The 21,650-nt window shown below is 62.7% G+C and carries 21 protein-coding genes; 11 read left to right on the forward strand and 10 right to left on the reverse strand.

The window, feature by feature from the left end:
• The first annotated feature begins 8 nt into the window (after positions 1-8).
• Entirely contained in the window at positions 9-1,361 is a 1,353-nt protein-coding gene (locus HNP00_RS05190) for an MFS transporter (protein ID WP_184736621.1), read from the forward strand.
• Between the two features lie 145 nt (positions 1,362-1,506).
• Here HNP00_RS05190 and purN read toward each other — a convergent pair whose 3' ends face one another.
• Entirely contained in the window at positions 1,507-2,079 is a 573-nt protein-coding gene (gene purN / locus HNP00_RS05195) for a phosphoribosylglycinamide formyltransferase (protein ID WP_184736623.1), read from the reverse strand.
• Positions 2,080-2,117: 38 nt separating this feature from the next.
• Between purN and HNP00_RS05200 the strand changes: the two genes are divergently transcribed.
• Positions 2,118-2,540 (forward strand): hypothetical protein, encoded by a 423-nt coding sequence (locus HNP00_RS05200; protein ID WP_260404763.1) that lies wholly within the window; start codon positions 2,118-2,120, stop codon positions 2,538-2,540.
• A 43-nt stretch (positions 2,541-2,583) separates the two neighbouring features.
• On the opposite strand, the gene HNP00_RS05205 is transcribed toward HNP00_RS05200, so the two are convergent.
• A complete protein-coding gene (locus tag HNP00_RS05205) occupies positions 2,584-3,915 on the reverse strand; it encodes a DUF6350 family protein (protein ID WP_184736627.1) in 1,332 nt (443 codons plus the stop codon).
• 332 nt (positions 3,916-4,247) lie between these two features.
• On the opposite strand from HNP00_RS05205, the gene HNP00_RS05210 reads away from it, so the two are divergent.
• Positions 4,248-4,712, forward strand: coding sequence for a DUF4383 domain-containing protein (locus HNP00_RS05210; protein ID WP_184736629.1), 465 nt, complete (start codon positions 4,248-4,250; stop codon positions 4,710-4,712).
• Positions 4,713-4,883: 171 nt separating this feature from the next.
• Here HNP00_RS05210 and HNP00_RS05215 read toward each other — a convergent pair whose 3' ends face one another.
• The 4 genes from HNP00_RS05215 to HNP00_RS05230 all read right to left on the reverse strand — a co-directional run bounded on the left by HNP00_RS05215 (position 4,884) and on the right by HNP00_RS05230 (position 8,559).
• Complete coding sequence (locus HNP00_RS05215) at positions 4,884-5,615, reverse strand: maleylpyruvate isomerase family mycothiol-dependent enzyme (protein ID WP_184736631.1); 732 nt, start codon at positions 5,613-5,615, stop codon at positions 4,884-4,886.
• The gene (locus tag HNP00_RS05220) at positions 5,615-6,442 is read right to left on the reverse strand and encodes a fumarylacetoacetate hydrolase family protein (RefSeq protein WP_184736633.1); all 828 of its coding nucleotides are present in this window, start codon (positions 6,440-6,442) and stop codon (positions 5,615-5,617) included. Before HNP00_RS05220 ends, HNP00_RS05215 begins: the two co-directional genes overlap by 1 nt.
• Entirely contained in the window at positions 6,439-7,587 is a 1,149-nt protein-coding gene (locus tag HNP00_RS05225) for a cupin domain-containing protein (RefSeq protein ID WP_184736635.1), read from the reverse strand. Before HNP00_RS05225 ends, HNP00_RS05220 begins: the two co-directional genes overlap by 4 nt.
• Positions 7,588-7,758: 171 nt before the next feature.
• Positions 7,759-8,559 (reverse strand): IclR family transcriptional regulator, encoded by an 801-nt coding sequence (locus HNP00_RS05230; RefSeq protein WP_184736637.1) that lies wholly within the window; start codon positions 8,557-8,559, stop codon positions 7,759-7,761.
• 47 nt (positions 8,560-8,606) lie between these two features.
• Here HNP00_RS05230 and HNP00_RS05235 point away from each other — a divergent pair, with 47 nt between their 5' ends.
• From HNP00_RS05235 to HNP00_RS05250, 4 genes are all read left to right on the forward strand, one after another.
• Complete coding sequence (locus HNP00_RS05235) at positions 8,607-9,914, forward strand: aromatic acid/H+ symport family MFS transporter (protein ID WP_184736639.1); 1,308 nt, start codon at positions 8,607-8,609, stop codon at positions 9,912-9,914.
• Positions 9,907-11,172 carry an FAD-dependent oxidoreductase gene (locus HNP00_RS05240; protein WP_184736640.1) on the forward strand — a complete coding sequence of 422 codons (1,266 nt, stop codon included), beginning with the start codon at positions 9,907-9,909 and terminating at the stop codon, positions 11,170-11,172. The genes HNP00_RS05235 and HNP00_RS05240 overlap by 8 nt, the downstream gene beginning before the upstream one ends.
• Before the next feature lie 109 nt (positions 11,173-11,281).
• Positions 11,282-12,721 carry a flotillin family protein gene (locus HNP00_RS05245; RefSeq protein WP_184736641.1) on the forward strand — a complete coding sequence of 480 codons (1,440 nt, stop codon included), beginning with the start codon at positions 11,282-11,284 and terminating at the stop codon, positions 12,719-12,721.
• Positions 12,722-12,729: 8 nt separating this feature from the next.
• On the forward strand, positions 12,730-12,972 hold the full coding sequence (locus HNP00_RS05250) for a hypothetical protein (protein ID WP_184736644.1): 243 nt from the start codon (positions 12,730-12,732) through the stop codon (positions 12,970-12,972).
• A 38-nt stretch (positions 12,973-13,010) separates the two neighbouring features.
• Here HNP00_RS05250 and HNP00_RS05255 read toward each other — a convergent pair whose 3' ends face one another.
• Positions 13,011-14,894, reverse strand: coding sequence for a polysaccharide deacetylase family protein (locus tag HNP00_RS05255; protein ID WP_184736646.1), 1,884 nt, complete (start codon positions 14,892-14,894; stop codon positions 13,011-13,013).
• A 296-nt stretch (positions 14,895-15,190) separates the two neighbouring features.
• On the opposite strand from HNP00_RS05255, the gene HNP00_RS05260 reads away from it, so the two are divergent.
• From HNP00_RS05260 to HNP00_RS05275, 4 genes are all read left to right on the forward strand, one after another.
• Entirely contained in the window at positions 15,191-16,405 is a 1,215-nt protein-coding gene (locus HNP00_RS05260) for a glycosyltransferase family 1 protein (protein ID WP_184736648.1), read from the forward strand.
• Positions 16,402-17,841 carry a UDP-glucose/GDP-mannose dehydrogenase family protein gene (locus tag HNP00_RS05265; protein ID WP_184736650.1) on the forward strand — a complete coding sequence of 480 codons (1,440 nt, stop codon included), beginning with the start codon at positions 16,402-16,404 and terminating at the stop codon, positions 17,839-17,841. Before HNP00_RS05260 ends, HNP00_RS05265 begins: the two co-directional genes overlap by 4 nt.
• A 220-nt stretch (positions 17,842-18,061) precedes the next feature.
• Entirely contained in the window at positions 18,062-18,346 is a 285-nt protein-coding gene (locus tag HNP00_RS05270) for a hypothetical protein (protein ID WP_184736652.1), read from the forward strand.
• Between the two features lie 998 nt (positions 18,347-19,344).
• The gene (locus tag HNP00_RS05275) at positions 19,345-19,749 is read left to right on the forward strand and encodes an NTF2 fold immunity protein (RefSeq protein ID WP_184736654.1); all 405 of its coding nucleotides are present in this window, start codon (positions 19,345-19,347) and stop codon (positions 19,747-19,749) included.
• 23 nt (positions 19,750-19,772) lie between these two features.
• Here the strand turns inward: HNP00_RS05275 and HNP00_RS05280 are convergent, their stop codons facing one another.
• From HNP00_RS05280 to HNP00_RS05290, 3 genes are read right to left on the reverse strand one after another with little or no spacing between them, the layout of a single operon-like run.
• Positions 19,773-20,276: a hypothetical protein gene (locus tag HNP00_RS05280; protein ID WP_184736656.1), complete on the reverse strand. Its 504-nt coding sequence runs from the start codon at positions 20,274-20,276 to the stop codon at positions 19,773-19,775.
• Positions 20,277-20,330: 54 nt separating this feature from the next.
• Entirely contained in the window at positions 20,331-20,984 is a 654-nt protein-coding gene (locus tag HNP00_RS05285; protein ID WP_184736658.1) for a signal peptidase I, read from the reverse strand.
• Positions 20,981-21,643, reverse strand: coding sequence for a hypothetical protein (locus HNP00_RS05290; RefSeq protein ID WP_184736660.1), 663 nt, complete (start codon positions 21,641-21,643; stop codon positions 20,981-20,983). Before HNP00_RS05290 ends, HNP00_RS05285 begins: the two co-directional genes overlap by 4 nt.
• Positions 21,644-21,650 lie beyond the last annotated feature (7 nt).

Here is a 21,650-nt window from a genome sequence, read left to right on the forward strand (position 1 = left end):
TAGGGGAAATGAACACGTACACAACCGTCCCGAGCGGCGAGCAGGTGGTCCAGGAGCTGCCGTGGCGGTGGAAGGTCCAAGGCCGGATCTTCCTGATCGGCGGCTTGGGCTTCATGTTCGATGCGTGGGACGTGACCCTCAACGGCATTCTCATTCCACTGCTTTCCAAACACTGGTCGCTGCTACCCGCCGACGCCGGATGGATCGGCACCGCCAACCTGATCGGCATGGCTCTGGGCGCCTTCGCTTGGGGCACCGTCGCGGACACGATCGGCCGGAAGAGGGCATTCACCGCTACCCTGCTGATCTTCTCCATCTTCACCGTGCTGGGAGCATTTGCCCCGGACATCGTGTGGTTCTGCGTCTTCCGCTTCATGGCCGGTTTCGGGCTAGGCGGCTGCATTCCCGTGGACTATGCGTTGGTGGGTGAATTCACGCCACGGAAGCAACGCGGCAACGTGCTCACCGCCATGGACGGTTGGTGGCCCGTGGGCGCCGCCCTGTGCGGCTTCATTTCGGCCGGACTCATTGCAGCCTTGGCGGATTGGCGCCTGACCATGCTCGTGATGGTTTTGCCTGCCCTTCTGGTCTTCTGGGTCAGGCGGAGCGTGCCCGAATCCCCGCTCTTCCTCATCCGCAAAGGCCGGCGCCAAGAGGCCGCCGAGGTCATTGACCGTCTCGTCTTGGCCACGGGGGCGGAGCCGCGCGCCTACAGTCTGCCCGCGCCCCAAGACACACCGCGTCTCTCGGCCGGGAGCGCGTGGCGGCAGTTGCGGCGCCTCTGGCAATTCAATTGGAAGATCACGACGGCGGCCTGGGCCCTGTTCTTCAGCATCCTTCTGGTTTACTACTTGAGCTTGACCTGGATGCCGCGGATTCTGATCGGTGCCGGTTTCGAGGAGTACAAGGCCTTCGTCACGACAGCCGGGATGGCCGCCGTCGGGCTCCTGGGCGTGGTGGTAGCCGCAGTTCTGGTTGAGCGGGTAGGCCGCAAATGGATCCTGGCCATGACCGGGCCGTTATCGGCATTGACCTTGGTGATCGTTTCCCTGGTGGTGGACATTCCCGACGCCGCGGTGTTCTGGCTGCTGGCGTTTGGCTTCGTTGTCCAGGTGGCTATCCCAGTGCTCTACGCTTACGTGTCTGAGCTCTACCCCACCGAGCTGAGGGGCTCCGGATTCGGCTGGGCGTCCACGTTCTCACGGATTGGAGCGGGCATCGGACCGCTCGTGTTCGCCTCGTATTTCTGGCCCGAGTTTGGCCTGGCCACGTCCTTCGCCTTGGCCGGCGGGCTGATTGTGCTGTCGGTGCTATGGATGGCGTTGTTTGCCCCGGAGACCAAACAGCGCGAACTCCACTGAGCATGCCCCCTGTTCGCAGCAACGAGTGGACATAACAGCAATATGTCCTGTCGCAGCGGCCAACGCTGGACATGTCCCCCGGAGAGTTTTGCGCATGTCCATTCCTGGCAGGCAACAGTGGACATGTCCCCCCGGAGAGCCGGGCTTAGACGTGCTTCCCTGCCGCGAGCTCTGCGAGGGTCCGGACCAAGAGCTTGCGCTCCACCACCTTGATGCGTTCGTGCAAGGTGTCTTCAGTGTCGTCCGGGGCGATTTCGACAGCTTCCTGGGCGATGATGGGCCCGGTGTCCACTCCGGCGTCGGCCCAGTGGACCGTGCAGCCCGTAACCTTCACCCCGTAGGCCATTGCATCTCGAACTCCGTGGGCACCAGGGAAGGCGGGCAGCAGTGCGGGGTGCGTGTTCAGGTACTTGCCGCCGAAGGCATCGATGAATTCCGGGCTGACAATCCGCATGAACCCCGAAGAAACCACCACATCCGGGTGGTACGAGGCAACAGCCTTGGTAAGTGCGGCGTTCCAGTCTGCCCGGTCTGCGTAGTCCTTGAAGTCCACCACGAAGGTGTCCAGTCCAGCTTCGGCAGAGCGTTCCACACCGTAGGTATCCGGCCTGTCGGCGCCCACGGCTGCGATCTCAACGTCAAGCTCGCCTGCCTTCACGGCGTCGATAACTGCTTGAAGATTGGAACCGGTGCCGGAGACGAGGACAACAATGCGCATTGCACTAGCTTATGGGTGGCTCGCGTAGGCTGGAAAACATGAATTCCGGCGTTGGACCCAGCCCTCAGCAGCATCCACAGAGCGAGGCTGCCAAATCAGCGCTTGCAGTTACCCAAACGCTTTTCAGGTCATTCCTGCTGACTGTGCTCGGCGCCGTCTTCGTCTACGTCCTGAACATCAGCTACGTCTGGCTCAGTGCCATCCTCACGATCATCGCGGGGGTACTTGGTGTGGTGGTCCTCGTCCGGACCATCAGGTTCAAGCAGCCTCGATTGGTTCTATTCGGGACCATTTCCGGGCTGGTGGTTACGGCCATCATGTGCTTGCTGGTGCTGACGGCCGTCGTCTTTTTCCAGCAGATCCTCACCTTGCAGGACTGCTCGCGGAACGCATTGACCATCCAAGCCCAAGACTCCTGCCAACTGGACTTCCAGAAGTCGGTTCCTTCCGGGCTGCGCTAACCAGAACTTAGCCAGGCCGCAACCCACGGTGGGGCGGGGCAGCTTAGCTGTGGTCGCCGTCGTACACGGAAGCGTCAAGGTCCGCTTCGCGGAGCTTCTGTCGCCGTTCCAACCATGGCCCCGCCGAATAGCCAATCACGACGCCGATCCCCACTTCCGCGGCGATCCAGACGGCCGTCCACAGCGGATCCGGGCCGATCTCGGTGAGGCGCCCAATTCCGGCGGAACCGCGCGCCAGCCAGGCGAGTCCCCCGGCGAAAGCCCCGGCGACAGCCCCGACGAGCGCGCCCAGGAACAGTGTGGAAACTGGCGCCGTGAACCAACGCGCTTTGATTTTGATGGAGAGCCATTCGTCGAAGTGGTTCTCGCCCTCGCGCAGGAACCACCAGCCTGCCAACAGCCCGGCGAGTACCGGAAGGGCAAGGGCCGTCGCGCCAAAGTCGAGCTGCCCTGTGGGCAGCGCGCCGAAGATAGGAATGGCAGGCAGCGGCCCGACGGCGGTGCCCAGCGGCCCGGCGTGTGAGCCGACGCCGAGGGCGAACCCCGCGCCGGAGGACCACGCCAGGGTGAAAACGGCCAGATTGGGCAAGTAACCGAGCTGGGCGACGGTCAAAACGCCGCCGCCGAGAGCACCGGCTTTCAGGCCTTCGTAGACGGCGATGATGTCCGTCCAGTGCACCACAAGGACTACTGCGAGCAGCAGGGCAGCAAGCGCGAGTGCTGCCATGATCGCCACAAATCCGGCTTTGATGGCGGAGCCGAAGTAGGACCCTGCCCATCGGGAATGTTGGCTGGTGCGTGCGAGCCAATCAACGGCGTCGACGCCAATCAGCCTGCTCCAGGATCCGGACTCCCGCCGGGCACCAACCACCATGCCGAGGCCGAACGGTATAAGCGGTAGGAACGAGGCGAACCAGATATTGATGACCACGTCCTGGGTGCGGCAGATGAAGCCGGTGGCCGCACCAAATGCTCCGTAGACAAGCAACGCACCGAAGAACGCCTGCCATAGCTGGTCCGTGTAGGACGCCCTGGCCAGGCGGCGCCCCGCGCGCCACGCCAGAAGGAACGGAACCAAGGTCAGTCCGAGTGGGATAAGGGACAGCATCCCGGAGCCCGGCAGCCCCGCGGTACCAAGGTTCACAGTGGCAAGCTGCACCGGCACGCCGTGGACCAGCAGCCAGGTTTGGCCGGCCAATCGTGCCAGGAAATCGATGCTGTGGTTTTGGAATCCGTCAGTTGCCCAGACGCCGACGAGCGGCAGAACCACCACGAGCGCCGAGATGATCGCGGCCTGGGCCGACTCAAGGGCACCCTGCAGCCACAAGGGCATGGGCAGTCCACGGTTACCGGTCTGATCAGCGCGCAGTTTCATCGTGTCCTATCGTGCCACGGTGTGCCTCGCTCCACCGGCAGGCTCCCGCAGATCCCGCCAAACCTCCAACGCTCGCTCACCTATAGCGCCTTCCCGACCAACGCTCGCTCACCTATGACGCCCGAAAGCCAAACGCTCCTGCACATCCGCCGCGCCGCCGTCGTACAAGTGCAGGAGGGTCGCCCGAAAACCCCACATAAGTGAGCGGGCATCGGGGAAAGCGCCCCAAAGGTGAGCGAGCGTCGGGGCCGCGGTGCCCGCCGATCCCAGCGCTTTTTGCATATGTCAGACGTAAAATTGGAGTGTTCGCAATAGGTGGATGGAGGGCATAGATGACTACCGCAACCCCACATGCACATGGTGTTCACTTTGGACGGACGGACATCCAGAACATCGGCATGGGTGTAGGTATTCTGATGGCGCTGGTGGGCCTTCTCGGATTCATTCCGGGCATCACCATGCGGTACGGGGAATTGCAGTTCTTCGGGCCAAATTCGCACGCAATGCTCCTGGGTGTGTTCCAAGTGTCGCTGCTGCTCAACATTGTGCAGCTGCTCATCGGTGGAACCAGCTGGGCGATGTCCCGCTCGGGCGGCCATAGCGCACGCAATACCCTGATGAGCTTCGGTGCCTTGTACATCGTGCTCAGTGTGTACGGACTGAGTGTCGGGGTTGATTCGGCGGCCAACTTCCTGTCGCTGAATACGCTCGACAACTGGACGTTCATGGTTTTGGGCATCCTGATGGTCGCCGCAGGTTGGATGTTTTCACGGCATCTGGCTGACGACGCAAAATAGACCTATTCACAAGCCCGGATTGAGTTAGCCCGGGATTACAGGAGCCGCCAATGGGTAGGATCTACAGCCAAATCTGAATAGTCATACAAGCGGTTGGTGCAGTTCCTGCGGTGAAGTAGCCGGGAGCTGTGCCAACCTTCTTTGTGCTCGCCTTTGTGAGACGCAGTGCCGTCAGATCCACTTGGGTGCCGCCGGCACCGGCCCGGCACCCCCAGCCACTCCGTCGCTCCCGCGCCCGGTAGCCCATTGCACGACGCCGGCAAGGGGCCCGGCGACCACGACGTCGGCGTCCGGGTCGCCGAAAACGAGGTCCGCGCCGCTGACCTTGACGAGCAGCCCCTTGTCGGTGCCGCGCATGGACCAAGCGGACGTTATGTCGCGCAGCAGCCGTTCCAGTACCGACGCCGGGATGTCACCGAATGATGCTCCGTTGTCGAGGTCCACGGCATGCACCCATACTTCGCGGTTGCGCATCCAGACCGTTTCCGACGCCGGGACTTCCCTGCCCTGGATGGTCCGGACCGTGTGGTGCCAGGCGTCTTCGGGGAGGTCCCGCCATTCCACGCTCAAGTGCACGGCGGAGTGGTCGAAGAGGTTCCGCAACGCGATGGGAGACAGGGTGGCGCCGAAGTTGATTTCCTCATCCCGCACCGCGACAGAGGGATACATCGGAGTCTCCACGCCGGTCGAGGCCCATTCAACCAGCCGGGCGATGGCCCGGGCGTTGTAGCCGATGTGTGCTACAACGTGGCGGCGGCTCCAGCCGGGAAGCAGCGAACCGCCGTCGAGCTCGGCATCGGAGAGTTCATTGAGCTTGCGGGCGAAAAACGCGGTCCCCCGCCGGGCCTGCAGCAGCTGTTCCTGCAGGCCCGGATCGGTAGTCAGGTCGTGGCGGGCGACCATCAAGCTTCCTTGACCACGCGGTTGTTCAGCTGCCCCAGGCCCTCGATGGTGGTGACCAGGAGCTGGCCTTCCTGCAGGTACCGCTTGGGGTCCTGGGCGTGGCCCACCCCGCCGGGCGTGCCGGTTGCGATGACGTCGCCCGGGTTCAGCGTGATGATCGTGGAGATGTAGGACACCAGGAATTCGGGGGTGAACACGAGGTCCCCGGTGGGGGTCTGCTGCTGGATCTCACCGTCCACCGCGGAGGTCATCAGCGGCCCTGCGGTGAATTCGTCCTTGGTGACCAGGGCGGGCCCGAACGGCGTGGACTTCTCCCAGGTCTTGCCTTGGAGCCACTGGATGGTGCGGAACTGGAAGTCGCGCATGGACACGTCGTTCAGCACCGAGTACCCGGCGATGTGATCGGCCGCGTCGGTTTCGCTGATCCGGCGCCCCTTCTTGCCGATCACGACGGCGAGCTCGGCCTCCCAGTCCACGGTGTCCGATTCCTGCGGCAACGCGAGGTCATCGTTGGGCCCGATCAGTGACTCGGCGTATTTCGCGAACAGGGTGGGATATTCCGGGATTTCCCGGCCCATCTCCTTGATGTGGTTGCGGTAGTTGTGCCCGACGCAGATGATCTTCCCCGGTGAGGGCACGACGGCGGCGAGGTCGGCGCCGTCGTACGCGTGCGTTGCGCCGTTGGCCGCCTCCGCGATGGCCGCCCAGGCGGGTTCCTGCAGGAGGGCGCCCACGTCGGAGAACCCGTCGATCTCGGTCAGGGTGTCGCCGTCCTGGCGGACCGCCGTCGTCGTACCTGCAGCGGTGCGGAGGGTGAGGAGTCTCATTTGTTGCGTCCTTCGATGTACGTGCGGTTGAAATTCAGTCGTTCGAAAATGGGGGCGTCGCTGAAGCGGAAGAGATCGAACTCGCTCTCTGCCTCAAGCGACCACAGAGCCCAGGACGGGACCACGAACAGATCGCCCTTCGCCAGGACCGTGGACTCCCCGTTCAGGACCACGGTGCCGGTGCCTTCGAAGACCTGCCACACGCTGGAGCCGACTTCGCGCAGCGGCTCGGTGGAAGCCCCGGCCCGCAGTCTGTGGAACTCGGCGCGGATGGTGGGCATGACGTCCCCGCCGGTGGTCGGGTTGGTGTAGCGCACGGCGGCGTGGCCCTGGGACACCGTGGCCGGGTGGCCCTCATCCTCGAGAAGCAACTGCTCACGCAAGGCGGCGTCGGTGTGTTCCCAGCGGTAGGCCGCGATGGGCGAGTTGGCGGTGTCCTCCAGCCCGGACAGCGGACGAAGGCCCGGGTGAGCCCAGAGCCGCTCGGAGCGGGAGACATCCGGGGTGGCCTCATCCGTGACCCGCTCGGTGCCGAATTCGAAGAACCCGGCGTCGGCGTAGTGCACGAACGGGATGTCCAGACCGTCGATCCACGCCATCGGCTGATCGGTGTCGTTGTGGTGACCGTGGAAGTTCCAGCCCGGCGTCAGCAGGAAATCCCCGCGACGCATCGCCACCGGGTCCCCGTTCACCACTGTCCAGACGCCTTCACCCTCGACGACGAAACGGAACGCGTTCTGCGAGTGGCGGTGCTCCGGCGCTGTTTCGTGCGCGCCCAGGTACTGGATCGCAGCCCACAGGGTCGGCGTCGCATACGGCGTGCCGGCGAGGCCCGGGTTGGCCAACGCGATGGCCCGGCGTTCCCCACCCCGGCCGACCGGCACGAGGTCCCCGGCACGGGCAGCGAGCGGGTACAGATCGTTCCAGCGCCACACGTGCGGCACGGCCTTCGGGGACGGCACCATCGGCATCAGGTCAGCGATCTCCGTCCAGAGCGGGATCAGGTTCCCGGCTTCGAAGTCGCGGTACAACTGCGCAAGCTGGGCAGCTTCCTCGGGAGTTGGTTCCGGAACCGCGTGCACTAAGCCAGCGGAATGATCAGTGGCAACTGATTCATGTGTTGTGCTATCGGCGCTGATGGACACAGGGGGCCTCCTCGAGGGTACGGGACAGTTTTGGCGTACTCCAGACCTTAGGGAAGCCCTCAAGTGATCTCCAGCATATTCTGCTACCCAGAATTCGCTGGCCCAACTAACCAGCAGTAGATGTCGTTATGGGCCCTCAAAACGACAACAATTGTCAGCTAGTTGGGTGGCTCAAGGCTGGGACTCGGCCGGATTTGCCGCAATATCGATCTCCAATTGGCGTTGGGTTTCCCGCATGATGCCCACTAGTCCGCCGTCGAAGAGCCTGCGAAACCTTGCCACGGGAGTCGCGACACTCAGGGCACCCACCGCAACGCCGTGCTTGTTGTGGAGCGCCACCCCCAAGGCGCTGATCCCTTCCTCGGTGCCCTCGAAATTCGCGGCGAATCCATTGCTCCGGATCGTCTCGAGCTCGCGGAGGAAAGCCGGATATTCGGCGTCGGGAATATTGTCCCCACCGATCTCTGCATTGTGGCTGCGGAACAACTGCTCAATCATGGCGGGCTCCAGCTCGGCCAAGAGTGCCTTGCCGCCCGAGGCCTTGTTGGCGGGCAATACGGTTCCCTGCCGGTCGCCTACCCGCAGCGCACTGGTCCCCTCCACCGTGGCAAGGAACCTGACCTTGGTACCCACACGCACCATGAGGTTGACGGTCTCGTTGATCCGGCCGCTCAGGAGTTCCATGTGCGGCTGAGCCACGGTGCGCAGCAAGCGGGTCCAGCTCAGTCCGGCCGGGCCAACCCCCATGGCCGGTCCGGGCACGTAGCGGCGGGTCTCGTCCTGGACGGCGAACCCCCGGTACACCAGCATGGCCAACAGCCTGTGGGCGGTAGAGGGAGCGACACCCAACTCCTCGGCGGCATCCTTGAGCCGAAGGCTACCGCCGTCGCGCAAGAGCTGGAGGAGTTGCAGGGCGTTGTCCACGGCCTCGATGGAGTAAGCCGGCTTCTTGCGGGCTGGAAGATTCTGCACCACAGAATTCTATTGGCCCTGGCAAGCCGCGGCCACACAGTGGTGGGATGAATCACATACCTTCCGCTGCAGCGCCGGAGCGGACCCAACGGCACCACTTTCCCGAAGCCACCAGCCGGTTCTCCAGGCGTTCCGCAGCCGCGGTACTCGTCTGCTGGTTGCTGGTGGTTTTCGACGGCTATGACCTCATCGTCTACGGCACCGTGCAATCGTCCCTCATTACCGACACAGGCTGGGGGCTCACCAAAGCCACGGCAGGCACGGTCGGTTCAATGGCGTTCCTCGGCATGATGATCGGAGCCATCTTCGCCGGCAGGATCTCGGACAGCTGGGGCCGCCGCCGGACGATTATCACCTGTGCCGCACTGTTTTCGCTCTTCACCATCCTGTGCGCCTTCGCCCCAAACGCGTTCGTCTTCGGCGGTTTGCGCTTGCTGGCCGGCATCGGCCTGGGCGGACTTGTTCCCTCGGCAAATGCCTTGGTCGCGGAACTGGTCCCGGCCAAATGGCGGTCCACGATTGCCACGCTGATGATGTCCGGAGTGCCGATCGGCGGCTCGATTGCCGCGCTGGCGGGCATCCCCCTGATTCCAGCTTTCGGCTGGCCAGTCATGTTCCTTGTCGCCGCTGTGGCCCTGCTCGTGGTGGTTCCGCTGGGCATGCGCTTCCTCCCGGAGACGCTGCCGGAGATGCAGCCGCCCGCAAAGGAGGCGAAACAAGCAGTGGGCTTCAAGTCACTGCTCCGGGCTCCGTACCTCGGCATGAGTCTGCTGTTCGCGATCTCCACCCTCGTGACGCTCTTTGCCTGGTACGGCCTGGGCACGTGGCTGCCGAACCTGATGCAACTGGCCGGTTACAACCTCGGCTCCGCCCTGACCTTCGCGCTGGCACTCAACCTCGGCGCCGTCGTCGGTTCGGTAGCCACCGCTTGGGCGGGTACCCGTTTCGGTCCGGTCCCGACGGCGATAGCGGCAGCCGCCGTCGCCGCCGTCGCGCTGGCCGTACTGGTTATGGGCCCGCCAGTGGGGCTCGTTTACCTCATGCTGGTGTTGGCCGGGGTAGGCACTCACGGAACGCAATGCCTCATCATCGCGGCAGTGGCCAGCCACTACCCCGCACACCTCAGGGGCACCGCACTCGGCTGGGCTCTCGGCGTCGGCCGCATTGGCGCGGTCGCCGCACCCCAGGTAGGCGGGCTGCTGCTGGCGGCCGGGCTGGGCGTCAACTCGAACTTCCTGGCATTTGCCGGGGCCGCCGCCGTCGCGGCCATCCTGCTCGCCGCCATCGGCACCAAAATCAAGACCGCCAACATCAATTCCAAAAACACCATGTCTGTAGGAGCTAGCAATGTCTGACCGCAATCCGTCCACTGAAGTACTCGTCGTCGGCGGAGGAATGGCCGGCCTCGCCGGTGCCCTGGCCCTCCGTACCAACGGTGCCGAGGTGACCCTGGTCGAACGGGCCCCCGAATTCGGCGAGGTCGGGGCGGGCTTGCAGATGGCCCCCAACGCGTCCCGTGTCCTGAAGCGTTGGGGACTCCTCGAGAAGGCACTCGAGATCGGAGTCCGGCCGAAGCACTTGGTGTTCCGCGACGCCCTGACCGGTGAGGAGCTCACGCGCCAGACCCTCGGGGGCGAATTCGAAGAACGGTACGGCGCGCCGTACGTCGTGATCCACCGCAGTGACCTGCACCAGATCCTGTTGGAGGCCTGCCAGGACGCCGGCGTCCGCTTGGTGAACGACGTCGTCGTGGAGGACGTTAGGACCGTCAACGCGCGCGGCGTAGCACACACCGCGAACGGCGACGTCTACGAGGCCGACGTCGTGATCGGCGCCGACGGCCTCAAGTCCACGCTCCGTGCCAGCGTCGTGCAGGACGGCCCGGTGTCGTCGTCGTACGTCGCCTATCGCGGTACCGTTCCCATCACGGCGGATACCCCGGCAGCCGATCTCGAAGACGTCATCGTCTACCTTGGCCCGGACTGCCACCTGGTGCAGTACCCGCTCCGCAAGGGCGAACTGCTCAACACGGTGGCCGTTTTCAAGTCGCCGTCGTTCGAGCGCGGGGAAGAGCAATACGGTGGCGTGGACGAACTCGCGGCCGCTTACAAGGACTGCATTCCGGCAGTGCAGTCAGCGCTGCGGAACCTTGCAACCGGCATCCGCTGGCCCATGTACGATCGCGATCCCATCGAGAACTGGATCGACGGTCGTCTGGTTTTGATGGGCGACGCCGCCCACCCCATGCTCCAGTACTTGGCCCAGGGAGCCTGCCAAGCGCTTGAAGACGCAGCTGTGCTTCAGGACTCCACCGTCGGTTCAGTGTTCACCGACGACGGCGTGGACACCGCTGCCTGGGACCGCGCCATCAGCGACTTCAACTTAGCCCGGGCTGCCCGCACGGCCCGTGTCCAGCGCACGGCCCGTGTCTGGGGCGAGTCCTGGCACGTGTCCGGCGTCGCGCGCGTCTTACGTAACCTGCTGTTCAAGAGTCGCAAGGACGGCGACTTCCAGTACAACGACTGGCTTTACGGACAAGCGGCCGACGGCGTCCCGGCAGTCCCAGCGGAAGCTGCGGAGAGGATTGAGTCGCTAGCGAGAACGCACGCTTAGGAGCATCCGTTGTGTCAATTGTAAGTAAACAAATTGCTGGACTCCTGGAGCAGACCGAAGCAGACTGACTACACGAGCCGCTTGGGTGCTTGCCGTTGAAAGGACAGTCATGTTCGACCTCATTGCTTATCTCCCCATTCTTGTCACCGTATTGGGGGTAGTTGTCGCCGTTGCCGTCATTAGGCTTCTCATCAAATTGATGTGGAAGGTGGCTGAACCAAACGAGGCACTCATCATTTCCGGCCTGACCCGGGGAAGTGTGGACACTAGGGACGGAATGGATTTCAAAATCGTCACCGGTAAGGGTGCCTTGGTGGTTCCCGGGCTCCAAACCGTGAGGACTTTGTCCCTGACGCTGAATGAAACGGAGCTTCAGGTCAACTGTGTGACCTCGCAAGGTATCCAGGTGATTGTGGAGGGCGTGGTTATTTACAAAATCGGTGACGCTGCGCCTTTCATTGCGAACGCCGCGAGGAGGTTTCTCGGCCAACAGCCCAAAATGGAAAGCCAGGTCTACAACGTTTTTGAAGGGCACTTACGCTCGATCATTGGCAGCATGACCATGGAAGAGATCATCCGCGAGCGCGACAAACTCGCTTCGCTGGTCCGCAGCGCGAGCGGCATAGAAATGGAAAAGCTCGGCCTGGTGGTTGATTCCCTCCAAATAAAGGACCTCCAGGACCCCACAGGCTACATCCAAAACCTGGCCAAACCGCACATTGCGCAGGTCAAAATGGAGGCCCGCATCGCCGAAGCCACCAGGAACCGCGAGGCAGCCGAGAAGGAAGCCGAGGCAGCTGCCCAGATCGCGGACGCCCAGAGCCTTTCGGCGATCAAGCAATCAGCGGCCCAAGCCAATGCCGAGACCGCCAGGGCCAACGCCGCGCAGGCAGGTCCGTTGGCCGACGCCACGGCACGCCAGCAAGTGGTGGTCCAGGAAACCGAGGTGGCAAAGCTGGAGGCGGACCGCGAGGAGCAGAAGCTCCAGACGTCCATCCGCAAGCCCGCAGACGCCAAGGCCTACGCCCAGCGCACCGAGGCAGAAGCCCAAAAGGCTGCCGACATCAGCGCGTCCGAGGCGCGCGCCCGGCGTACAGAACTCGAAGCCCAGGCGAACGCCCGCAAGGTGGAAGTCGAAGCGCAAGCCAACGCCACCGCTGCGGCCGCGATTGCGGGAGCAACCAAGATCACCGGCGAGGCCGAGGCGGCAGCCACCAAAGCCCGCGGTGACGCCGCAGCCTCCGCCATCAAGGCCAAGTCCTTGGCGGAAGCCGACGGCATCAAGGCGCGCGCTGAAGCACTCGGAACCAACCAAGAGGCCGTTATCTCCCAGCAGCTTGCAGAGAACATGCCCGCGATCGTCGCGGCCGCGGCTGAACCATTTGCCCATGTGGGGCAACTGACGGTCCTCAATGGCGGCGAAGGGCTCAACAGCATGGTGGGAGGAATCCTTTCCCAAGTGGGCAACTTCCTGCCATCGATCACAGCTGCCCTCAAGAACGGGCAGGTACCTCCCAAGCGGGCGCCCACCAAAGCCCCTGATGCGTAGCGAAACCGATGCACAAAGAGGTTGATCGGAGCCTGACCGGCAAGATTGGGCGGGTTACGGGGCGAATCGGGCCAGGCACCGTGGGGGAAGTCATGCTGCCGTTCCACGGCGGCACGAGCGCCTTCCATGCGTATCCCTTCGACAAGACCAGTGTTTTCAACGTTGGTGATGAAGTGCTTGTCATCTACTACGAGCCACCCGGGACAGTATTCGTTGACGAGCTGCCAGACGTACTGAGGGCGGCTAAATAGATAGCCGCCCTCAGCGTTCGTTTCAGGTATTCAGTTGCTCACCCCAGTGGCGGGGCTCCCACGCTGTCATACATCGCGTAGTCGTCCGTGATGAGGGTTCCGTTGTTGAACAGGCTAAGCCCGAAACTGATGGCAGTGGCCCCCGCGGGGAGTGCCGGCGTCGTGAGGCTGGCCTGCGTGTAGGTGCTCGTGGCTGGCAGCCACGGTCCGGAGGTCCAGTACACCCAGTTGCCGGACGCGTCGCGATAGTACACGGCGAACTGCGTGACTGCGGTTGACGTGTACCACGCCCGAAGCGAGTACGTATGTCCCGCTACGGCCGCAGGTGGGCAAGTACTGGTGTCCAGGGTCGGAAGCAGTTTCGCGTCACCACTGGAGTAGCCCGTGATGGTGAGCTTCTCCGCTTTGGTGCCGGTGTGGGCAGTAGCTACGGTGCTGAACACGGCCGTGTTGGTACCGAATCCACCTGCCTGCCAGCACTGGGGGAACGCGCCCGCTCCTGCCGTTTCAAGGCTGGGGTTTTGCACGAGGTTGGACCCAGCTGGCGGTGGCGGCGGAGGCGGTGGCGGGTTGCCGACGTCGAACATCTCGTAGTCGTCCGTGGTCAGCGTGCCGTTGCTGAACAGGTTCAACCCGAAGCTGATGCCGCTGGCGCCGGCCGGAAGGGCCGGAGTGGTCCAGGTGGCCTTCTGATAGGTTGTAGCGGCCGCGAACCACGGGCTGGAAGTCCAATACGTCCATGAACCGAGTCCAGTGCGGTAATACAGCTCGAACTGGGTATTGGTGGTGGACTTGTACCAGGCACCCAGCGAATAGGTGTGTCCCGCAGTGGCCGTTGGAGAACAACCTCCCAGGTCCAGGGTCGGCAACAGTTTCGCGTCACCGTCCACATATCCGCTGACGACCAACCGTTCGGCGACGTTCCCCGTATGCCCGGGCCTAACTGTGGAGAAGGTAGGCGTGTTCGTGCCGTAGCCTCCGGCTGCCCAACATTGCGGCGCGCCGTTCACCAAAGTTTCGAGACTCGGGTTCTTGACCAGGTTTCCGGTGCCCTGCGGCGGGGCCGGCGGTCCTGAAACCAGCGGTTTGACGGTGCCGCCGATCACTTGGGCCACCGTCTTGACGCTTGTGGTTGCAGGGCGGGCCTTGAGCCATGTGGCGAACTGGTTGAACAGAGTCGGCGTGATGTTCAGCGGGTCAGTGCTGGTGGCTGAAATGTGGTGGAAGGTCAATTGCACCCATCCGCCCGCGGGCTCGGCCTGCGTGACAGATTTCTGCAGGTCGGCAAGCGTCCAGGTCTTGTCCACTTCATCCGGGGCAGCCGTGTTATACGGATTTGCGGGCGGAATGGTCTCCGCGAGGGCGCAGCCGTTGCAGCTGAACCGCGTCTTGATGTCACCAAGATTGCGAGCACTATTGAATCCGCAGTTCTTCACAATGGTCTCAATAGACGCGTTCTCAGCGGCAAAGGGATAGGCGAAGTCGGTGATGGTGAATCCCCAATTGCTGAGGTTCACTCTGTCATTGCAGATCTGGCGAGCGGCCTCATCCGACGTCACGGTGGTCAGATCCGGGTGGGTCACGGTGTGGCCGGCAATTTCGTTGCCGTTCGCCACTAGACCCTGCATGTCCGCCACCGTCATGTACCCCGGGTTGTTAACGAATCCGGAAGGAGTGAAGAAGGTACCCACCAGGCCCACGCTTTGCAGCGTCTGTGCAGCGGTAAGTTGATCTGCATTTGCATCATCGAAAGTCAGGGTTACGACGGTGGGATTGGCAGCCAAAGCTGCGGGGGCGGTGACGCCGGCGGTAAAGCCGGCGCATGCAAGTACCACCACAACGGTGGAGAACCAAGTAAACCATTTGCCCCGGATCGTCCCTCTGAACGTCCGGTGCTGGTCATTACGGTTGAAGAGTTTCATAAGGTCTGGCTCGATTCTAGGCAGCGGCCTGGCCGGACATACGGGCGGGGGGATAACAGGACAAGCCCCAGTCATGGCCACGAAGTTCACTATGGTCTCACCGTAATTCGGGCCCTTAGCAGCGGATAAGAGTAAGTCCTACCCGTCTTTCAGCTCCGTAATTACTTAGATTGGCGCATTTTCCGTCGCTCAAGGCCCTCCACTCGGGAAAGCAACATCAATTTGTTAACCAAACCTTCCCCCCAGCGTCACGCCCACTCCCCCGCTTCGCCAACCGCCGAGCACACCGTGGAGGGGTGAGGATCGCTATCGTTGCCGAATCATTCCTGCCGCTCATGAACGGGGTCACCCACTCCATCCTGCGGGTGCTGGAGCATCTGCAAGAGCGCGGCGACGAAGTAATGGTGATTGCGCCGTCGACGTCGGACACTGCTGTCTCGGACGTCGTGAACGGCGCATTTGTCCACCGTCTCCCATCCGTGCCGCTGGCCGGATACACAAATGTGCGGGTGGCGTTGGGCGGTGTGAGCCGGGTCAAGAGAATCCTTGCCGACTACGCACCGGACGTCGTCCACCTCGCATCTCCTTTCGTCCTCGGTTGGCGGGCTGTGCAGGCCGCGCACCAGCTCGGCATCCCCACGGTGGCCATCTACCAAACCGAGGTCCCCAGCTACGCCGCGCGGTATGGCGTGCCCATCCTGGAAAACTGGGCATGGAACCGGGTGGACAACATCCATCTTCTTGCAGACCGCACATTGGTCCCGTCCACGTTCGCGCTCAACCAGTTGCGCGGCCGCGGGATCTTAAGGGTGGGCATGTGGCGGCGCGGTGTGGATACCGCGCGGTTCTCCCCCACCAAGCGCTCGACGGCGTGGCGAGCCTCCGTGGCGCCCGACGGCGAGCGCATCATCGGCTATGTTGGCCGGCTCGCGGTGGAAAAGCAGGTGGAAGATCTTGCCGTGCTGGCCGACCTGCCGGGAGCCAAGGTGGTCGTCGTGGGCGACGGTCCGCAACGCGCGGCCCTCGAAGCAGCGCTGCCAAACGCAGTCTTCACGGGGTTCCTGGGCGGCGACGAACTGGCCCAGGTTGTTGCGGGCTTTGATCTCTTCGTCCATCCTGGCGAGTTCGAAACGTTCTGCCAGACCATCCAGGAGGCCATGGCATCGGGTGTTCCCGTTGTGGCCACCGGCCGGGGCGGTCCCCTCGACCTCGTGGAAAACTCGCGTACCGGTTGGCTCTACGAGCCGGGTGACCTTGCCCAGTTGCGCGGCTACGTGCAGGATCTGGTGGGCGACGACGCCAAGCGCCGCGCGTTCGGAAAGGCAGCATTCGCATCGGTCCAAGGACGGACGTGGCCGGTGTTGAGTGCCCAACTCATACAGCACTACGAGGCCGTGATCGCCGGTGACGTTCTGGTTGAGCCGACCGTTGCGCATGTCCATCCGGCCGAGCTTCAGGCGGCTGAGCCCGCCATCGTTTCCGTGACTTCCAGTAAAGGACTCTCAGCATGAAAATCTCCGTTGTCGGCTGCGGCTACCTTGGCGCAGTACATGCCGCGACGCTCGCGTCGATGGGCCACACCGTGGTGGGCATCGACGTCGACGCCCAGAAGGTTGCCCACCTGAACAAGGGTTTCGCGCCTTTCCACGAACCCGGCCTCGATGAACTTCTGCGGGATGGCTTCGCCACCAAACGGCTCACGTTTTCCACTGATTTTGCTGATGCCGCCGACGCCCAGACGCACTTCCTCTGCGTGGGCACCCCGCAGTCGAAGACGTCGGACACGGCGGACCTCTCCTACGTGATCGCGGCGACGAAGAGCCTCCTCCCCCATCTGGCGAGGGGCGCCGCCGTCGTGGGCAAATCCACCGTCCCTGTGGGAACGGTGGACATGCTCCGCGGCGTCCTTGCCCGCAGGCCGGACATCCTGCTCGGCTGGAACCCCGAGTTCCTTCGCCAGGGGACGGCTGTGAAGGATTCGTTGGTACCCGATCGCTTGGTGTACGGCGTGCCGGGCGGCAAGGATTCTGGCGCCGGTGCCCCGGTAACAGCCGTGCTCGACGCCGTGTACGAACCGCTGGTTTCCGCCGGTATCCCGCGGCTGGTCTGCAACTTTGCGACGGCCGAGCTCATCAAGTCCGCTTCCAATGCCTATCTCGCAACGAAGCTGAGCTTCATCAACGCCATGGCCGAACTCTGCGACGCCTCGGGTGCCGATGTCACTGAACTCAGCCAGGCAATGGGCCTGGATCCGCGCATCGGCAACCGGTATCTCCACGCTGGCCTGGGTTTCGGCGGCGGCTGCTTGCCGAAGGACATTCGCTCGTTCCGCGCACAGGCACAAGCGCTGTCCGTGCCTTCCCTTGATGAGTGGATGGGGGTGGTCGATTCCATCAATCTGGGCCAGCGCGCCCGCGCCGTGGACGTCGCCCGTGAAATGTGCAAGGGCTTCCTGTCCGGCCGCACCGTCACGGTGCTGGGCGCGGCCTTCAAACCGGACACCGACGACATCCGTGACTCCCCCGCCCTCGACGTCGCACTCCAGCTCGCAGCGGCCGGTGCCCATGTGACCGTGACCGACCCCAAGGCCATCAACAACGCCTGGATGCGCTACCCGCAACTCCGCTTCGAAGCGTCCACGACCCGCGCGCTGGAAGGCGCTGAGTTGGTGCTGCTGCTGACCGAATGGGATGAGTACCGCACTCTCTCACCCGCCGCTGTCGGTTCGCTCGTACGACGCCGGATGGTGCTGGACGCGCGGAACGTCCTGGACGCTGGGGTATGGAAAGCGCAAGGCTGGACTGTTCGCGGGCTCGGAACCGGCTCCTCCGCTCAGCCTGCGGACACCGTTGCCGACGCAAAGCCGCCTGTCCTCCCCGCCGAACCGCTCGACACGAGGCCGTTCATCGTGGGCTCGCCTACCAAGGCGACGTCAACGCGTCGGTGACCTTCTCCGGCGCACACCTAGACCGGCCCCCACGTCCACCTAGATCCAGCAATTTCACCCCTAAAAAACCGCTCAGGCACACTGGTTTTGCCCTGATCAACACCTAGACGCCCTATTTCATCGAGACAATCTGAACGGTGGATGGCTCTGCTTAAGACAGAGTCGCCGTTCTCCAAGGCCAGGTCTGCGTTGGCCGATCGTCTCGAGAGAAGGGGTTGGAGTGGAATCAGCAACGACGCGAGCAGCTGGGCTTCACGCCGGGACTGCGGCTGCGGTGGCTTCGGTTGGAATCTTCGGCGCAAGCCTGGCCGTTTCATCGATGGTGGGATCGGCCGGTATCCCTGAAGCAGCGGCATCCCAGATCAGGAGAGCCATCGACGTCGGAGGCTGGGCACTTGTTGTCCTCGGCGCTGTGTTCGGGGCCGGAATCACCAGCGCCTTGATCACAACAGTCCGGAACATCCTCTTCCGCGCTTGCCCGACACAATCAGTCGCCGCCTCATGACAGCTCATCTCCACGGGCTTCTTCTGCGGGTCCGCTGTTGCCCAAAGGCCGCGATATTCGCTGTCGCTGGATTGTCTCACGCAGCGGCACTTGGCCCGGAGATCGGCGTCCCATTCCAGCGAACGACGTCGGTAATAGCCTCCGTCCGCGCGCCCGGCCTGGCGGTCCTCACCATTGTGGCGTTCATGGACTCTATCCGCCAGAAGCTTCCGCGAGGAAGCGTAGCCGAGAAAAGTGGCTGAGTAGTTCCCATCCGCACACCCAATTCATGGATCAAGACCACTCAATGCGAGGTAGTCCACCACCTATCGGGTGATTGCAGACCTTACGGTGCTTCTACTCGTTCCCGCGTCCTGCTCAATGCAGTGGTTGCAGAAAGGAAGGAGTTGCAGATAGGAGGACTCATGCTTACGGACGAACCCGGAAGACGGCACGATGCCGTGGCGTTGGGCGCCGAGAGTCATTGGCACCGCCGGACGAATCGGTACCCCGGATGCTCCTGCCCCGAATGGCGCTATCACCCCCGCTATCCAAAGCCCACGGATCCTGACTGCAGCGAACACGGAATGAACCAGGCATGAGGTTCAACGCGCGAGATTCAACATCACCGAATCAATGGGCGGCCGGCCACGCTCAGCACGGCCGGCCGTCGACTCTGTCGGGTCTCAGACGACAGAGGTCCGTGCCTGCAGCTGCTGGGGCTGACAGTGGCACGCCATCGTGAGGGGTAGCCCCTCCCTCAAAAGGCTATGGCCCGGAAAGTCCACTGAGTGTTGATCTAACTGAAAATGAGCGGTGCAAACCTGGCAGATTAGGTGTTGGGGGCCAGAGAAGGCTCTCAACACCTAATCCGCTGATCTTTGCCACTCAATCGAATGAATATGAACACCTAGTACCGGCCGCCACACCTACCGTAATTCTTAGTTTCGACCGGAACGCGGAAAGGTATTCGGAAATTGATGTCCATAGATGTTCGCAGTGAGTCAAATGGCCCAGCGGTGAAGGCGTTTGTCGAATTCGTCGATGCCATGCACGCTTGGGAGACAAGGAACTATTCGGTGATCGCGCCCTTGCTAGAGAAGCGGAAGGTCGCGATGAAGGAAATGGATGATGCGAGAGGCGAGCTCGCGAGAATCTTCGAGAAGCACTTGGTTCCCGGTAGGTGCGACCGTCGACGAATGGATTCCAACGGGATAGGGTATCCGCCCACGTACGATGCTGACCGTGATGTCATCAAATTGGAAAAGGCAGTGTCCGGCGAAGTGACATTCCGGTACGTGCAGGCAACCCGGCCCAAATCGAAATTGCGGTTCACCGTGAAGCGGGTTGCCGATGGATGGCGTGTACACAATGGGGAGATCTTCGACGCGAGGCGCTCGAAATGGCTCACATTCGTGGTCTAACTGAAAGGCCCAGCCGGGGAGCGTCAGGAGGCGTCAAGCCGCGACGTTCCCCGGCTGTTCAGATACACCCCACCAATGTGCCCTGGACCCAGATGGACTATCGCGTCGCATTCGTCCCACACGCTGCCCGACGCAGACCTGGCCTTCACTTGCATGGCACTGACGATCTCCCCACCGTGCACGATGTCCTCTTCCCGGACAACGTAGCTCAAATGAACCTCCGTGCTTTCACCCGGCGCTAGGGAATCTGTGATCGTCCCGGGACCTTCCGGCGCGTTGTCGTAAGCGAGATTCTCCAAGTTCGCGTTGGTGAACGAACGCCGGATGAGGGAAACCCCTGTCAGGTTCTCCCGCGAGTCATTGAGGATCCACGCCGTGTAGGAGATGGTTTCCCCAACTGCGGCTGTAAAGCGGTCGGCGAAGTGGATCAACGCAATTGACGGCTCGCCGACTCCATGTGATTTGCTCCGCTTCCCGCTGGCGGACGAGCCAGCACGTTTGGCAATCCAGTTGCGGATACGTTCCATGACTCTCCTAGCGTTGTCCCGCACCGATTTCACCCCCGAACCCACGATGTGGGATTAGCTTCTGGACTCGTCCGATATCTGGTCCTCGCCCTCATCTGTCATAGCAGTCGCCCGTCGACGCCCAGCCGATCTATTCGTCAACCGGGCAGGATCCAGGATGAACAGCGCAATGAGGGCCAGGCTGGCCCCGATGGCTATGACAGTTCCGTTCCTGGATTGAAGGAATTCGGCCAGGTATCCGAGAGCAACCACGTGCCACACGTACTTGCCCACAGTCTTGACCTTGTAGGGCTCCGGATCCTCTTTGGAGTTGGCGTCTCCCTTGAGGGTGTATTCGTAAGTGTCCGGTGCGGTCTCAACTGACTTGACCAGGCGGTGTGTGACCAATCCAAGGTTCCGCGGTCGGTCCACCGTGACGACGGTGCCCTCCTGGATTTCCCCTGCGGCTGTTTGGGCTGAGAAAACCACCGATCCGACGGGAATAGTTGGTTCCATGGAGCCGGAGACGACTACCAGCGGTCGGACACCGAAAAGGAGTGAGACTCCGAACGTGAGGATGGATGCGACCCCGAGAATGGCACCCAGGGTCAGCACGGTGGAGCGGAACGCCCCATAGACCCGCACCGCCGGGTGCACCCGGGTTTTGACTTGATACGCCTCGTCCACCGTCACTTCTTCGTCTTCCCAAACGCCGTCCGGGAGGGTCACGGCGCAGCAGAAACAGCGTCGAATCGAACAGCAATTGCTGTCTGACCGCCGTTGTAGTTCTCGACTCCGGGGCCGTCCACATACTTGATGGTGAGATTCAACTTCTTCAGGGAACCATCGGCAGCCGGACTGAATTGATCTCCCTGCTTAAGGACAGCGCCCCATCGCGGCCCCAAAACTCCCAGTGCTCCCTTGGCTTGATCCCACGGGACGTCGGTGAAGATAGCCTTGTTGGCCTCGTCCGTCGCGGTGAATCGCAGGAATGGCAGGATATTCGGAACTCCCGCAGCAACCCTTCCGTCGCCGTTCCGCAGCACGATCTGGAAGTTCGTGTCCGCTTTGAGATTGGAAGTGTTGTTGAACACCGGGATCGTAGTTGCCACTGACTTGCCGGGCACAAGGTCAGTTGCACCGGCAACGGCCCAATCGAATCCACCGTCCTTGTCTGCCTGCTCCACAGTGCCGTTGTCCCGCACCACTCCGATATCAAACCGAGGGGACTCAACCAGGCTCTCGCCAACGAAATTCAGCCGGGCGAAGTCGGTTGCGGAAGCGCTGGTCACTGCCACGGTGGCGGCCGCGAGGGCGCCCGCTGTCAGGAGCAGCCTGAACCGGTCGGCCCGCTGAGCGATTCCTCGCTTCGGCAAGATTTTCGTCATCAGCTTC

Source organism: Arthrobacter sp. AZCC_0090 (assembly GCF_014207375.1).
GTDB lineage: Bacteria > Actinomycetota > Actinomycetes > Actinomycetales > Micrococcaceae > Arthrobacter.